This is a genomic window from Acinetobacter gerneri DSM 14967 = CIP 107464 = MTCC 9824 (assembly GCF_000368565.1).
In the GTDB taxonomy this organism is placed as follows: domain Bacteria; phylum Pseudomonadota; class Gammaproteobacteria; order Pseudomonadales; family Moraxellaceae; genus Acinetobacter; species Acinetobacter gerneri.
The window spans coordinates 400,626-415,446 of sequence record NZ_KB849549.1; the positions used below are offsets into that span (position 1 = coordinate 400,626).

Genomic DNA, 14,821 nt, shown 5'->3' on the forward strand with positions numbered 1-14,821 from the left:
TATCCATCACAAAGTCGACGTACATGACTACAATTTAAACAATAGATTCGTTTGAATATTTTAAATATTCACTTTATTTCTAAAGCATTCTTTAACGTATTTTTAAAAAGAAAATAGTTGAAATCGCTTAACGAACCCAACGCACGATATAGTCTTCTATTTCTTCTTCATCGACATCAGTTTCTGATATACAACGCCCAGCTGCTGATTTTCGGGCACTGATGACATTTTCTCTAGAGCCCGTCAGCAGATAGTGCCATGTCGGTAAATTTTTGCCTTCATTAAGCCGACGGTAAGCACAACTACTCGGTAACCATGTGATATTTTGCAGTTTTTCTGGACTAAGTTGAATACAATCAGGAACATAGTCAAGGCGATTTGGATAGTCAGAACACTGTGCTGTTTTGCAATCTAAAAGCTTACACGCAACTTTGGTATAGGCAACTTCAGCCGTTTCCTCATCTTCAAGTTTAATTAAACAACATAAACCACAACCATCGCACAGTGCTTCCCATTCGGCCTGATTCAGTTCATCCAAAGTATATTTTTTCCAAAATTGGGCACGAATTTCCACACAGATCTCATTTGATACATCAAATACGTAATCTAAGGTTAGCATATTTCTATTTAAATATTTTTTGATTTTTTTAAATTACAAATCATTAACTTATTTTAATAAATTGATTAATTTTGATACAGAAATATGCTATTTCTAGAAAATAACCATGCATATAATTTAATCAAGATTTATAAAAAGTACGGAGAAAATAATTATGTTTCGTTGGGCTATTATCTTTGCTGTTATTGCACTAGTCGCAAGTCTATTTGGTTTTGGCGGTGTTGCGGGTATGTCCAAAGACTTCGCTGTCATCTTACTTGTGATTGCCGTAATTTTGGCAATTGTCGGATTTATTTCTAGAGGTAAGGTTTGATCTTAGATCAAATCACTGATGTTTCTTATTCCCAAGAATAGAAAAAGAAGGATTATTCCTTCTTTTTTTATTGCAAAATTCATCATTAAAACTATTTCATTTTTGATCATTTAAGGTCTTTTAGATCTCAATATTTTAGTTAAAACTCTAAAATATTTGCTCACATTTCTATTGTTATTATTCGCAACAAAGTAAATTTTATCGCTGTTTTTATGATTTAATCTTTTTATTCTCGCCTATATACAAGGATTTATATCATGACTGCCGCAATTAAAACTCGTGAAATTCATTATCAAGCTAAAGATGGTTCAACGCTGATTGGCTTTTTTGCCGCACCAGAATCATCCAAGCCTGTTGCGGGTGTGATTGTTGGGCCAGAATGGTGGGGCCGCACTGACTATACAGTGCAACGTGCTCGTGAACTTGCCGAACATGGATATGCAGCTCTTGCGATTGATATGTATGGTGATAAAAAAGTTACAGACGATGCCAAAGTCGCTTATGAATGGATGACGCAAACTTTCCAAGACCCAAATACGATCGTTGACCGTGCTCAAGTAGGCCTAAATACTTTGGCGGCACAGCCTGAAGTAAATGCAAATGAGCTTGCAGCCATTGGTTTTTGCTATGGTGGTAAAGTTGTGTTAGATCTAGCTCGTTCTGCAGCCCCAGTTAAAGCTGTTGCTTCTTTTCATGGTACGCTCAGTCCGAAAGCACCTGCTGAAAAAGGTCAAATCCAAGCTGAAGTGCTTGTTTTACACGGTGAATTGGACAGCATGGTGACCCTTGATGATGTTGAAAGCTTTAAAAATGAAATGAATAATGCAGATGTCAATTATGAAGTCATCATTTTAAAAGATGCCAAACATGGCTTTTCAAACCCACTTGCAGATGAAAAAGCCAAAGCCAATGGTATTGATTTAGGTTATAACCAAGCCGCAGAACAACAAGGACTTGCTGCGATGTATGCTTTATTTGACCGTACATTGAAATAAAATAGACTACTAAATTATTGATTTTTTACATTTATATTTTTGATATAAAATATAGAGAAATTGAGGAAAAGAAAATGACTGATAAAAAATGCCCATATTGTGAATTTGATGAATTCGACATCATTGATAAAAATGACTTTGGTGCAATTTTGCCTGAACAAAATCCTTTATCTAAAGGTCACTCAGTCATTATCCCTCTGCGCCATATTTCATCTTTTTTTGATGTCACAGAAAAAGAGCGTAAAAGTCTATCTACGTTGCTTGAACTTGCACGTAATGAATTGAAACTACGCCATCATCCTGAAGGTTTTCATATCGCATTTAATGATGGCCATGTTTTTGATGGTGAAGAAAATAGTCATTTTCACATTCATATCATCCCACGTTATAAAGACCAACCACTCAAATTAGATAAGCGTTGGGGTATCGTGACTGACAATGAATAATCATTGAAAGTTCAATGAAAATAAAAGGTACTTCGGTACCTTTTTTTATGGAATCTTCATTTTAAATTTTGAGAACATTCTTTCTCTGATCCGCATTGGTTATACTAAGGCGCTAAATATTTTTTGGGTTTGTATGTCAGATTTTTCATTTTCAGATGCGCTTTTAACTTGGTTTGATCAACATGGACGACACGATTTACCGTGGCAAGTTGCCGATGATCCATACAAAGTTTGGGTGTCTGAAATCATGTTACAACAGACCCAAGTCAAAACAGTCCTACAATATTTTGATCGATTTATACAACGATTTCCGACGGTAAATGATCTTGGTCAAGCCTCTTGGGATGATGTTGCACCCTACTGGGCTGGACTGGGCTATTATGCTCGGGCACGAAATTTACATAAAGCAGCAACGATCGTCAGCCAAAAAGGGACATTCCCAAAGACTTTAGAGCAATGGATTGAATTGCCGGGGATCGGTCCTTCTACAGGTGGAGCATTGATGTCGCTTGGTTTACGTCAATATGGCGTGATCATGGATGGCAATGTAAAGCGTGTTCTTTCACGTTTTTTTGCTATTGACGATGACTTATCTAAACCAATTCATGAAAAGAAAATGTGGGCGCTCGCGGATCAGCTTTGTCCAACTGAACGTAATCACGACTATACACAAGCAATCATGGATTTGGGTGCGACCATTTGCACACCCAAAAAACCGCTATGTTTATATTGTCCAATGCAACAACATTGTCTTGCTCATCAACAAGGTTTAGAAACAGAACTACCGTTTAAAAAACCCAAAAAAGCAGTTCCAGTAAAATCAGCAAAAGTTTTATTGATTAAAAATAATCAAGACTGGTTATGGGAACAACGCCCAAATACAGGATTGTGGGGTGGTTTGTGGAGTCTAATCATTGTGGAAAATGAACATGATTTTACCCAAATTTGTCAAAATTTAAAGCTCATTTCCAAGCAAAAAACAGTTCAAATTTCACATAGTTTCACACATTTTACATGGCTTTTAGAGGCCCATATTTTTGAAGTTGAGCATGATCAACAAGAGTTCATCCAAACCGAGCTTGGTGGTGAATGGCTCAGTCCTCAAAAAGCTACACAAATGGGTATTCCTACAGCCATGAAAAAATTGATAGAAGTCGTTGAATCAGCCCTAGCCTGACTACGCTTTTATACAAAAACACGCAAAGTCTGCACCTGCTTGAGATTGTCAAATCAAAGTCCGTATGACATAGTCAGACATGAGTTGTTTTTATTTAACCTGAGTTCGTCGTTAAAATTTTGCTTTAACGAAGTGCATGATGTCGTGGTGCATCTTTAACATAAATAAACTGCATAAGACTCTTTCATAATTTATGTTTATCTAATTGAAATTTAGAAAATTTATCGAAAATCAGGTTATTTAAAACTTGTTATTTTAATCATTGATAAAATGAGATTTTTCGTGTCCAAATTTATTGGTTATTTGATTGTTTGTTGTAGTGTTATTTTTATTTCTGCCTGTACTACAGCACCGAAAAAAACAACGTCAACTGTGCTTCCTCAAGCACAAATTGCCAAACTCAAAGCAATGCCGATGCCCAATCATCTGCCTATTCCTGTCCAAGGCGTTCGTGCTGATCGACTCACAGATACATGGGGTGCTGCCCGTAGTCAAGGTCGCAATCACGAGGGCATCGACATTATGGCTCCACGTGGAACAAAAGTGTTTAGTACCACTGATGGCGTGATCGCAAGCCTGAAAGGCAACAATTTGGGTGGCACAGTGATTTGGCTAGTAGGGCCATCTGGAGCGTGGCATTACTATGCACACTTGAGTGGACATCGTCACGGCTTGAAAGAAGGCGATTTTGTCAAAAAAGGCACACTCATCGGCTATGTCGGCAATACAGGAAATGCACGATACACTGCCCCTCACTTGCACTATGGATTATACTTGCTTGGGAAAGGTCGCGGTGCTGTAAATCCTTATCCATATTTACGTTAAATTTTTAGGAAATTTCCATGTCAGAAGCTTTGATTGATCGTTTAGTTGAATTTGCAGAATCAGGCAATCAACAAAAAATCACGTTAAATGGTCAAACTTATCAAGGTTGGATTATGGAAATATCCGACGAAGCTTTACTGATTAGCACGGGTTTTTCAGATAAAGCTGGCAAAGATTTTTGGCTCAAATTTGAAGATTTAAGCCAAGCCGAACTTTATTATTGGGACAATAAAACAGATCAATGGACCATTTTTAAAATATAGCCCATTAAAAATACATTGATTCAATTCAAAAAGAGGAAATGAAAATGGCAATAAAGCGTTGTGGTTGGTGCTCTGATGATCCTCTTTATATTGAATACCATGATCATGAATGGGGCAAAGCCAATCGAGATGAAGCCCATTTATTTGAAATGCTTTGCCTAGAAGGTCAACAGGCTGGGCTTTCTTGGATTACTGTATTAAAAAAACGAGAATGTTATCGTGAACATTTCTTTAAACATTCTATAGAAAAAGTGGCATCTTTGAGCGATCAACAACTCGCTGAAAAATGTACAGATGCTGGTCTGATTCGCCATATCGGAAAACTCACTGCCATTCGTGACAATGCCATTGCTTGGCAAAATATGAAACAACAAAATATTGATGTCAGCCAATGGCTTTGGAGTTTTGTCGATAACCAAGTACAAATTAATGATGTCCCAAACTATAAACTTGCCCCAGCGCAGACTGAAATCAGTTTAAAACTATCCAAAGCTCTGAAAAAAAATGGTTTTAAATTTGTTGGACCGACAACGATTTATGCTTTTATGCAAGCTGTCGGGATGGTCAATGACCATGAAAATGATTGTTGTGCACGCTAAAATTAAGCAAAAATGAAAATAGGATTGAAATAAAATGGCTGAAAATACGATCCAAGCCTATGCTGCAATGCAAGCAGGCGAAAAACTAGTTCCTTATCAATTTGATGCTGGCTCACTATTGGCACATCAGGTTGAAATCAAAGTTGAATATTGTGGCCTATGCCATTCTGATTTATCTGTGATCAATAACGACTGGGGAAATGCAGTATTTCCTGCTGTTGGCGGTCATGAAATTATTGGAACAATCACACAATTGGGCAGTGAAGCCAAAGGGCTTAAAATCGGTCAACGTGTCGGCTTAGGCTGGACATCTGAAAGCTGCCAATTTTGTGATCCGTGTGTGAGCGGTCAACAAGTGCTATGTACTGGCGAAAAAACACCAACCATTATCGGACATGCGGGTGGTTTTGCTGACAAAGTTCGTGCAGGTTGGCAATGGGTGATTCCATTTCCAGATGATTTAGATCCGAGCAGCGCAGGTCCCCTATTGTGTGGTGGTATCACCGTTTTTGATCCATTATTAAAACATCAAATCCAAGCTGTCCACCATGTTGCTGTGATCGGAATCGGTGGTTTGGGACATATGGCGATCAAACTCCTCAAAGCTTGGGGCTGTGAAATTACCGCATTTACCTCAAACTTGGACAAGACAGATGAGTTAAAAGCCATGGGTGCAGATCACGTGATCAATAGCCGTGACAATGCTGAAATCAAAGCTCAATATGGAAAATTTGACCTGATTTTAAGTACAGTCAATGTCACACTAAACTGGAAAGCATTCCTCAATACCCTTGCTCCAAACGGTACAATTCACATGCTTGGTATGGTTCTTGAGCCGATGCAAATTCCTGCTGGAGCATTGATCGGCGGTGCAAAATCGGTGACAGGCTCACCTACAGGTTCACCTTTTGCCTTGCGTCAATTACTGCAATTTGCTGCACGAAAAAATATCGCGCCACAAATTGAGCTTTATCCGATGTCAAAAATTAATGATGCCATTGAGCGTTTAGAATCTGGTAAGGCTCGTTATCGTATCGTTTTACAAGCTGATTTCTAAATCCTATTTTCTAAAATAGCCAGTTTCACATGAACTGGCTTTTTTTGGCTAAAAGGTCTATCCCTAAAATAAATTTAGGCTACTTTAGACTGCTGTAATTCGGCTCTGACCCAGTCCGCCAATAACTCAATTGCTCTCTGGATTTCCTCTGACAATTCATGTCCTGCATTGAGACGAATACAGTTTTTATAACGCTGTTCTTCACCAAAAACTTCACCTGGAACAATATTGATACTTTTGGACTGAGCAAAATAATACATTTTCAAACCATCAATTTTTTCTGGAAATTGCAACCAAAATGAATAGCCTCCTTGAGGTTGATTAATCCGTAAATCCACATCATAAAATGCTTGAATAATAAACTGTCGATATTGCTCAACTTGTGCCATTAATTTAGGTCTTAACTGCACTAAATGTTGTCGATAAGCACGACTATAAATCAGATCCGCCAAGCCCAACTGTAAAGGGGTATTGACCGTGACATTTTGGGAAATAATCTTGCTACGTAAGTGTTTTAGGTTTGAACCTATACAAAACCAGCCTACCCGATAGGAAGATGACACTGACTTGGAAACCGAACCGCACAAGATCACATAGCCTGCTTTATCCCAATATTTGATCGGTAAAGGTCGGGTTGAACCGAAGGTACATTCTGAATAAATATCATCCTCAATCACGTAACATTTATACTTTTCTGCAAGTTTCGCAATCTGTTCTTTTTCTGCATTAGTCAAACAAAAACCCAGTGGATTTTGGTAGTTCACTGTGAGTAAACACACCTTTGCAGTAGAGCTTTTCATCGCCTCCTCTAGGCGTTTTAGGTCAAAGCCTTGAGTGTGTGCAGGTAACTCAATAATCTTGCGCTTTAACACCGCTAAAAGCTGTAATTGTCCATTAAAATTTGGGGTTGGGATAATCACACTATCGCCTTGCTGAGTCAGATTTTGCAATACGACTGACAAGGCTGGCATACAGCCATTACAAATATAAATATCCTCTTTGGCGATAAAAAAACCATCCTCAGCCCAATGTTCAGACAAAGCTTCACGCAAGTGAATATGTCCTTGACGTTCACTATATAAAAAATCTTCGGGTTTGCTGTGCTTCAAAGCACGCTGAATCGAACGGCGTAATGCTTCAACAGGAACATGATTGGGTGAAAGTTGGATCGAACCCAAATGAATAAGATCATTTGAAATCGCAGATTCGAGGATCTCTATTTGCAAATCCAAATTTGAAACTTCACGTGCTTTAGCAATAAAATCAAGATGCTTAGGTTCATCTACAAAAGGCTGTTTTTTTGCTTTGACAAAATAGCCTGATTTATTTTTTACATAGACATAACCTTGGGCTTCAAGCAATTCATAACAACTTTTTGCAGTATTTAAACTGATCTGATGATGTTCAGAAAACTGTCGTAATGACAATAATCGCTGCCCGATCGCCAGCTCACCCTGATAGATTTTATGCGCAATTTGTTGAGCGAGTTGCTGATATTGAAAGGACATCATCTGTACCCATTATTTAAAAATTATTGTATCTGTATCTAAAAAATTAACAGATTTATGCTCCTCTTGTCACCTCATTTGATTGCAAAAGGAGTAAAACATGAAAAAAATTCTATTGATCTTATTGGCTCTTAATCTCGCTGCCTGCCAAGCAAAACAGGAAAATTCACTTGCTCAGCAGCAACATTTTATTTGTAAATCACTGATTGATGGATTTTTAAAAATGAATCATTTGGGTCAATATCAACTCGAACAAATAACACCGACTTTGCACGCCACAAGTGAGCACAGAAATTATATTTATCGTGAAAGTTCCGATACTGCGATGCGTTTAAATATGCCAGCTCAGCAGAAAATTGCGTTCCAATGCACACAATCCAAGCAACATTTTACGCTGGATTTACTCAATCTAGAAAATCAAAGCACCACAGCCTTGATGAGTTTAGATCTTCCGCCTAAGGACAGTCCTTTGGATCTCAAGTCAAAGTCCATGCTAGCTTCTGTGCCAAATATTCAATAAATAATCGCACTCGTTTGGGTAGATGTTCTTGTTGATAATAGACGGCGTGAATATGTTGATAATATTGTTCGATCTGATCTTCAAATAATGCAATCAAATTGCCATTTTCAAGATCTTGATGAATCATAAAATTGGATAAACAGGTGATTCCCAAACCTTGCAAAGCAAGTAAACGAACCGTTTCGCCATTTGAAGATTTAATTTGAGGATGTACTGTTAAATGTTCACCATTCACATGAATAGGCCATGTATTTAAATGACTGACCTTACTGAAGCCTAAAGTGGAATGTTCAAGGATATCCTGCGGTGTTTTGGGGTATCCATTTTTCTCAAGATAAGCAGGACTTGCCACGATATATAGACGACTTTTACACAATAATTTGGCATGTAAACTTGAGTCATTTAACTCACCAAATCGGATGGCGACATCAGTTTTATGCTCAAGTAAATCAATAATCTGATCATTGCTATTCAGCTCAATTTCAATATTTGGATAGAGTTGACGGAACTCAGTCATTAATGGTGCAATCACATGCAATACAAAAGGCGTAGCCGAATCCACCCGGATAACGCCCGATGACTCGCTATCTGATTTAAGCAGTGCATCTTCGGCTTCATTTAAATCATGAATAATTTTACGGGCTTTTTCTAGAAATATTTGACCTTCCTGAGTGAGTTTTATTTTGCGGGTGGTGCGCTCCAATAATGTAACATTCAACTTACTTTCTAGACGTTGTAAAGCACGGCTCACGCCTGAGGTTGTTTGTGAAAGATGCTCTGCGGCACGTGCAATCGTTCCAACATCCACGATTGTGACGAATGCTTGTAATTCTTCTAAACTTGATTTCATCTCAATTCTGCTGTGTTGATTATTGACTTTTATTCAACAATATTTTGCTTATTTCTCTATTTTTTTGCAATTTAAAAAGCCGCAAAATATATGCAATTTCAAGCAATATGCGAGCGGTTGCAAGTTCAAAACAACTGCCTCGCCAAAGGTAAATCTTATGATCGTTCCTCAAATCGGTGTAGGCACATTTCGCTTAAGCGGGCAAACCGTGATTGATTCTGTAAAAAATGCCTTAAATGTAGGTTATCGCGCTGTTGATACAGCACAAATTTACGGCAATGAAGCAGAAGTCGGTCTAGCTATCGCTGAATCAGCTCTCCCTCGCCAAGACCTATTTATCACGACAAAAATTTGGACAGATAACTATTCACGTGAAAAGTTAATTCCAAGTTTAAAAGAAAGCTTAGAAAAGTTAGGCACTGATGCCGTAGATTTGACCCTCATTCATTGGCCAGCACCCAAGCTCGGTATCTCTGTTGCAGAAATGATGAACAATCTACTTGAGGCTAAACAACAAGGTTTGACCGAGCATATTGGTATTTCAAACTTCAACATTGAGCTAACTCAGCAAGCCATTGATGCAGTGGGTCTTGAAAATATTGCCACAAATCAAATAGAACTAAGCCCCTATTTGCAAAATCAAGAACTTGTGGATTATTTACAATCTCAACAAATCGATGTGACTTCTTATATGACTTTGGCTTATGGCAAAGTGCTCAATGATCCTATTTTGACTGAAATCGCACAGCGTCATCAAGCCAGTACAGCGCAAGTTGCTTTGGCGTGGGCACATCAAAAAGGTTATACGGTGATTCCATCTTCAACCAAAATTGAACATTTAAAAGCCAATTTGGATGCACTCAATCTGCATCTTGAGCCTGAAGAAATGCATCTCATCACAACTCTTGAACGTCAAGGCAGAGAAGTTAATCCTGAAAATCTCGCTGCAGATTGGGATTAAGGAAGAACCATGAAAATTAACTTTCCTTTACTTGCCTTGGCAATCGGTGCTTTTGCAATTGGGACAACTGAATTTTCTCCGATGGGTTTTTTACCGCAAATCGCTGAAAGTCTAAATATTTCCATTCCTAGTGCGGGTATGTTGATTACTGCCTACGCATTGGGCGTGATGATTGGCGCACCGATCATGACGCTGTGGTTTGGACATTTCTCACGTCGCAAGGCATTGATATTATTAATGAGTATTTTCACCATTGGTAATATTTTAGCGGCGATTGCACCAAGTTATCTTGGATTGATGGGTGCACGGATCATTACCAGTTTAAATCATGGTGCATTTTTCGGGATTGGTTCGATAGTGGCAACCAGTGTCGTTCCCAAAGATAAGCAAGCCAGTGCTGTTGCGATGATGTTTATGGGGCTGACCATTGCCAATATTGGTGGCGTTCCCTTAGCGACATGGGTTGGACAAAATATTGGTTGGCGCATGTCCTTTGCAGCAATTGCAGTACTGGGTCTTGTGACCATGTTGGCACTCTATAAGGCTCTACCAGAAGGCACTGTCGGTCAACGCCCTGATGTTAAAACTGAACTAAAAGTTTTGACCCGATTGCCTGTCGTACTTGCTTTACTCACCACCGTGATGAGTGCGGGGGCAATGTTTACGCTTTATACCTATATTGCTCCAAGCCTGATGACTATCACACATGCTTCACCAAGTTATATCACTTTGATGTTGGTCTTGATCGGTATTGGTTTTTCGATCGGGAATCATTTCGGTGGTAAATTTGCCGATCTATCTTTAATTAAAACATTGACAGGATTTTTGCTTTTGTTGATGAACATGATGTTGCTCTTCCCTATTTTAGCTCAAACACATCTCGGTGCTGCAATCGCATTGATCATCTGGGGTGCAGCCGCATTTGCTGTCGTTCCACCACTGCAAATGCGTGTGATGTCTGTTGCACACGATGCACCAGGACTTGCATCTTCAGTCAATATCGGTGCTTTTAACCTTGGAAATGCCTTAGGTGCTGCTGCAGGTGGAGCTGTTTTAAGTCTTGGAATGGGTTATGCGGCTGTCTCAATCATGGGGGCGATCCTCACAGCATTGGGCCTAGTTTTGGTTTTTATTCAAATGAAAATCATGCGTGCCCCTGCTCAGCAAGCTGAGTGCCTCTAAGCATTTGACCTAAAATAGTATTTATTTAAAATGTTGGTTTAAAATATTAATTTTTAAATATTTAACTCCACAAAAAATCCCCGACTATTCAAATAGACGGGGATTTTTTTCAGCATTTAAAATTGATCTATTTTAAAAATTCAGGTAATGCAGGAAGTTTCGGATTTTTCGCCAAAGTGGCTTTCATTTTTTGCAACATTTGATAAGGCATTTGCTCAACAAACATATTGGCAACGCTCGCAGGAATCGAGCCTTCAGGATTTGCAAAGCCCGAATTGGATACCTTCACTTTATTTGCTGCCAATTTTTGAAATGTCCAATCGCCTTCATATTGCGTCATACGGACATAATCTGAATTGATAGGCATACCTTGTGCAATGGCTTTATTTTTGATTACGATATTTCCATTGGCATCTTTCATGACTTTGCCTCGAACTACCATATCTCGATCTTTCAGTGGGAATGGAAAATGCAAAATCATATAAATGGTAAATTCACCTTTTTTATCATCACGATTGAGCAGTTGTACTTTTTTAATATTGGGTGCCCAGTTTGGCGCATGTTCGACATCCAAAACCAAAGCGACCGCTTTTTCAACCGGTACATCAAAAGTCGTTTCGCTTTTATAAGATAATACGGAGTTGTTCGAATCTTTATAGGTCCAAACTTTCACGTTATTTTTATCTAAGCTTAGCTTCGCACCATTTGGCAAAGCAGCTTGTGTTGCCAAGCTTAAACTTGCAACAACACAAGCGATCAACATCACTGTCTTTTTCATTTTATATTTTAAATAATTTTTCGATTTTTTATTCTAACGATACTTTAAATCAACTTAAATATCATTTAAGCCTAAAACATCTTTCATATCGTACTTTTTGGCATCTTTTCCAACGACCCATGCTGCTGCACGTACTGCACCTGCAGCAAAATTCATACGATTGGTTGCTTTGTGAGTGATCTCTACACGCTCACCTTCACCGATAAACATCACTGTATGTTCACCCACGATGTCACCACCACGAATGGTTTCAAAGCCAATAGTTTGGCGATCACGTGGTCCTGTATGACCTTCACGACCATAAACAGCTACTTCTTTGAGGTTACGACCCAAAGTATCCGCAACAGCTTCACCCATCATCAACGCGGTACCTGATGGTGCATCTACTTTATGACGGTGGTGTGCTTCAATGATTTCGATATCCACTGTATCGCCAAAAACTTTAGCAGCAAGCTCTAAAAGTTTGATCGAAACATTGACACCAACTGAGTAATTGGCTGCATAAACGACTGGTGATTTAGTTGCAGATTCATTTAAAAGTTCTTTTTGTTCATCGTTCATACCTGTGGTACCGATGACCATTGCCACGCCCGCTGCACTGCAAAGTTTTAAGTTTGCTTCAGTTGCAACAGGTGCTGTGAAATCAATAATCACGTCACAGTCTTTAAGTACTTCAGATAAATCGCCTACAACCTTCACGCCTACTGAACCAATACCTGCGAGTTCACCTGCATCTGTACCAACAAGTGAGCTTTCTGGGCGCTCTACTGCGGCTGCAAGTTGATAGCCTGCATCATGAACAGCTTGGATCAATGTACGGCCCATACGACCGCCAGCACCTAATACACCAATGCGTGGAGCTTGTGACATAAGATCTTCCTAAATCTAAACGTTTAAATTGTGTCTACTATAACAAAAGTTAAGGTTTTGGAATAAAGTTCATCATGAATATTTGTGTTTCAGTAACATCCTCAAATATTTATAAAATCCAAACATGCGATGAAGTAAGTATGAAAACTCATTTAGAAAAATATATTTTCCCAACTGTGTAAGCCAAGGCGTACAAAGATTTAGGGAATTTACCCATATACGAGCCATAAGAAATTTATTAATATAAACACATAGAGAGCAGGAAGCTCCAGAGAATAATAAAAAAGTAGCAATGGAAAGTGCACAGATACGACAGGAGTTATATCTGAGTTGCAAATACGAAAAAGCCCGACAGGATGTCGGGCTTTTTTATTTAGCTCTCATTTGAGCGAATAGTTATTTTTTATTTTCTAGACTTTCAATTGTTCTTTGAATAATGATGAGCTGTTGATCCGTTACATTTTGAAAAAATATATGTGCGAATTGAGGTTCTCCATGTTTATTATTTAAATAAATAAGAATTTCTCCACAGTTTCCAACTCCACAAGTTTTAATTTTCTTTATGCCATTAAAATCTTTTGTTTTGAAATTATTAAATAAATATCGATTATGTTTTGAAAGTGAAGTATTCGGTACATTACCTAAATATAGGTTTGCAAAAATCTTTCCATCTTTATCCCTGAGCTCATATATATCAAAGTCCATCATTTGATCTAAATTTGAAGGTTGAGTTAATTTAAAACTTTTAGGTAAATCTAAAGTATATTGATTAATAATAGTATTGCTTAGTTCTATATTTATATCAGTGTTATGTAGCTTTGTATGTGTGCATGAAAGCAATAAAGGGCATAATAATAACACTACGATATTTTTTCTCATTTTCATCATGAATACCATTTTTTACGCAATGCTGACTTGTTAGCATCAATATTTTTTTAATGAAAACTTTAATTTTTACTAATTTCTCTAAAATATTGATCTTTACTTTATCTAATATTTCATGATTCGCCATTGATATCTACTTAAATTATTTTATTATGAAGTCCAATTTCCGTCTGTGCTATGTAATTTTAAGAATTTGATTTTTTTTAAATATTCAAAACTTAGCTATTAAATTCTGAGCCTTTATTTAAAAATTACCTAAAAGGATAAAAAACCTATGAGCACAAAATATTGTTATGAATGTGGCGCTGAAAAAGTTTTGGGACATAAGTTTTGTGGCTCATGCGGAAAATCATTTCAGGTGCAATCCAAAGTTAATTTTGTTCAAAATAAAAAAGAGATCGACACATATAATCAACACCAAACTTATTTAAATAAAGTTTCTAATTTTCAACACAAGTTTTTTACTTATATGTTTTTCATCATATTTTTATCAATCATCTTGATGGTTCTATCAGGCTTTTCGATAGGATTTCGGTTTTTTTCTGCCAGTTTCGGAAGTATCTTTTTTTTATTTATTATCTTTTTTGTATTCAAATTTATGAACTTAGATTTTGCTTTAGCGAAAGCCATTTATGGTCAAAACTATGAACATAAAGGAAAAGACTTAGAGACAATTTACCACTCACTAGATTCTTCAAAAAACCCTAAAGGCGAAACCATTTGTATTTTCTGTGGAAATTCTCGTTTCTATAGAAAAGGGATTTATGCCACTTCTAACTGCACTGTGAATTGTACAAAATGCAAAGCATATCTTTATACGGAATGAAAATTTAAACGCTGAGTGCAGAGAATCACTTATGGGGTGTTTTAAAAAAATCTCAATTAAGCTATTTATCAAAGATCCTTCTGCAGATCTTTGATAATTTAAAAAAGATAATAAAAACGGAAGCTTTAAGCTTCCATTTTTGATTTT

General features: G+C 37.6%; 18 protein-coding genes. 12 read left to right on the forward strand and 6 right to left on the reverse strand.

Annotation, left to right across the window (positions count from 1 at the left end):
• Positions 1–127 precede the first annotated feature (127 nt).
• Positions 128–580, reverse strand: coding sequence for a YcgN family cysteine cluster protein (locus F960_RS19840; RefSeq protein ID WP_035373899.1), 453 nt, complete (start codon positions 578–580; stop codon positions 128–130).
• Between the two features lie 193 nt (positions 581–773).
• Between F960_RS19840 and F960_RS21970 the strand changes: the two genes are divergently transcribed.
• The 8 genes from F960_RS21970 to ahr all read left to right on the forward strand — a co-directional run bounded on the left by F960_RS21970 (position 774) and on the right by ahr (position 6,294).
• Complete coding sequence (locus F960_RS21970) at positions 774–932, forward strand: DUF1328 domain-containing protein (protein WP_004870207.1); 159 nt, start codon at positions 774–776, stop codon at positions 930–932.
• Positions 933–1,189: 257 nt separating this feature from the next.
• Positions 1,190–1,927: a dienelactone hydrolase family protein gene (locus F960_RS19850; protein ID WP_004870210.1), complete on the forward strand. Its 738-nt coding sequence runs from the start codon at positions 1,190–1,192 to the stop codon at positions 1,925–1,927.
• A 74-nt stretch (positions 1,928–2,001) separates the two neighbouring features.
• Positions 2,002–2,373, forward strand: a complete 372-nt coding sequence (locus F960_RS19855) for an HIT family protein (RefSeq protein ID WP_004870214.1) — start codon at positions 2,002–2,004, stop codon at positions 2,371–2,373.
• 133 nt (positions 2,374–2,506) lie between these two features.
• On the forward strand, positions 2,507–3,550 hold the full coding sequence (mutY, locus tag F960_RS19860; RefSeq protein WP_004870217.1) for an A/G-specific adenine glycosylase: 1,044 nt from the start codon (positions 2,507–2,509) through the stop codon (positions 3,548–3,550).
• Positions 3,551–3,820: 270 nt separating this feature from the next.
• The gene (locus F960_RS19865; protein ID WP_035373884.1) at positions 3,821–4,375 is read left to right on the forward strand and encodes a M23 family metallopeptidase; all 555 of its coding nucleotides are present in this window, start codon (positions 3,821–3,823) and stop codon (positions 4,373–4,375) included.
• 17 nt (positions 4,376–4,392) lie between these two features.
• Positions 4,393–4,638 (forward strand): hypothetical protein, encoded by a 246-nt coding sequence (locus F960_RS19870; RefSeq protein ID WP_004870222.1) that lies wholly within the window; start codon positions 4,393–4,395, stop codon positions 4,636–4,638.
• A 44-nt stretch (positions 4,639–4,682) separates the two neighbouring features.
• Positions 4,683–5,237 (forward strand): DNA-3-methyladenine glycosylase I, encoded by a 555-nt coding sequence (locus tag F960_RS19875; RefSeq protein WP_004870225.1) that lies wholly within the window; start codon positions 4,683–4,685, stop codon positions 5,235–5,237.
• Positions 5,238–5,271: 34 nt separating this feature from the next.
• Entirely contained in the window at positions 5,272–6,294 is a 1,023-nt protein-coding gene (gene ahr / locus F960_RS19880) for an NADPH-dependent aldehyde reductase Ahr (protein WP_004870228.1), read from the forward strand.
• 74 nt (positions 6,295–6,368) lie between these two features.
• Here ahr and F960_RS19885 read toward each other — a convergent pair whose 3' ends face one another.
• Positions 6,369–7,802: an aminotransferase-like domain-containing protein gene (locus F960_RS19885; protein ID WP_035373882.1), complete on the reverse strand. Its 1,434-nt coding sequence runs from the start codon at positions 7,800–7,802 to the stop codon at positions 6,369–6,371.
• 100 nt (positions 7,803–7,902) lie between these two features.
• Here F960_RS19885 and F960_RS19890 point away from each other — a divergent pair, with 100 nt between their 5' ends.
• The gene (locus F960_RS19890) at positions 7,903–8,322 is read left to right on the forward strand and encodes a hypothetical protein (protein WP_004870235.1); all 420 of its coding nucleotides are present in this window, start codon (positions 7,903–7,905) and stop codon (positions 8,320–8,322) included.
• Here F960_RS19890 and F960_RS19895 read toward each other — a convergent pair.
• Positions 8,279–9,172: a LysR substrate-binding domain-containing protein gene (locus tag F960_RS19895; protein ID WP_004870238.1), complete on the reverse strand. Its 894-nt coding sequence runs from the start codon at positions 9,170–9,172 to the stop codon at positions 8,279–8,281. The two genes, F960_RS19890 and F960_RS19895, sit on opposite strands and share 44 nt — an antisense overlap.
• 157 nt (positions 9,173–9,329) lie before the next feature.
• Between F960_RS19895 and dkgB the strand changes: the two genes are divergently transcribed.
• Together dkgB and F960_RS19905 are read left to right on the forward strand one after the other, a co-directional pair.
• Positions 9,330–10,133 (forward strand): 2,5-didehydrogluconate reductase DkgB, encoded by an 804-nt coding sequence (gene dkgB, locus F960_RS19900; protein ID WP_004870242.1) that lies wholly within the window; start codon positions 9,330–9,332, stop codon positions 10,131–10,133.
• A gap of 9 nt (positions 10,134–10,142) precedes the next feature.
• Positions 10,143–11,315, forward strand: a complete 1,173-nt coding sequence (locus F960_RS19905) for an MFS transporter (protein WP_004870245.1) — start codon at positions 10,143–10,145, stop codon at positions 11,313–11,315.
• A gap of 127 nt (positions 11,316–11,442) precedes the next feature.
• Here F960_RS19905 and F960_RS19910 read toward each other — a convergent pair whose 3' ends face one another.
• From F960_RS19910 to F960_RS19920, 3 genes are all read right to left on the reverse strand, one after another.
• Entirely contained in the window at positions 11,443–12,093 is a 651-nt protein-coding gene (locus tag F960_RS19910) for an START domain-containing protein (protein ID WP_004870246.1), read from the reverse strand.
• A gap of 54 nt (positions 12,094–12,147) precedes the next feature.
• Positions 12,148–12,963 (reverse strand): 4-hydroxy-tetrahydrodipicolinate reductase, encoded by an 816-nt coding sequence (gene dapB, locus F960_RS19915; RefSeq protein ID WP_004870247.1) that lies wholly within the window; start codon positions 12,961–12,963, stop codon positions 12,148–12,150.
• 396 nt (positions 12,964–13,359) lie between these two features.
• The gene (locus tag F960_RS19920) at positions 13,360–13,848 is read right to left on the reverse strand and encodes a hypothetical protein (RefSeq protein ID WP_154650785.1); all 489 of its coding nucleotides are present in this window, start codon (positions 13,846–13,848) and stop codon (positions 13,360–13,362) included.
• Positions 13,849–14,122: 274 nt separating this feature from the next.
• On the opposite strand from F960_RS19920, the gene F960_RS19925 reads away from it, so the two are divergent.
• Positions 14,123–14,674, forward strand: a complete 552-nt coding sequence (locus tag F960_RS19925; RefSeq protein ID WP_004870253.1) for a hypothetical protein — start codon at positions 14,123–14,125, stop codon at positions 14,672–14,674.
• Positions 14,675–14,821 lie beyond the last annotated feature (147 nt).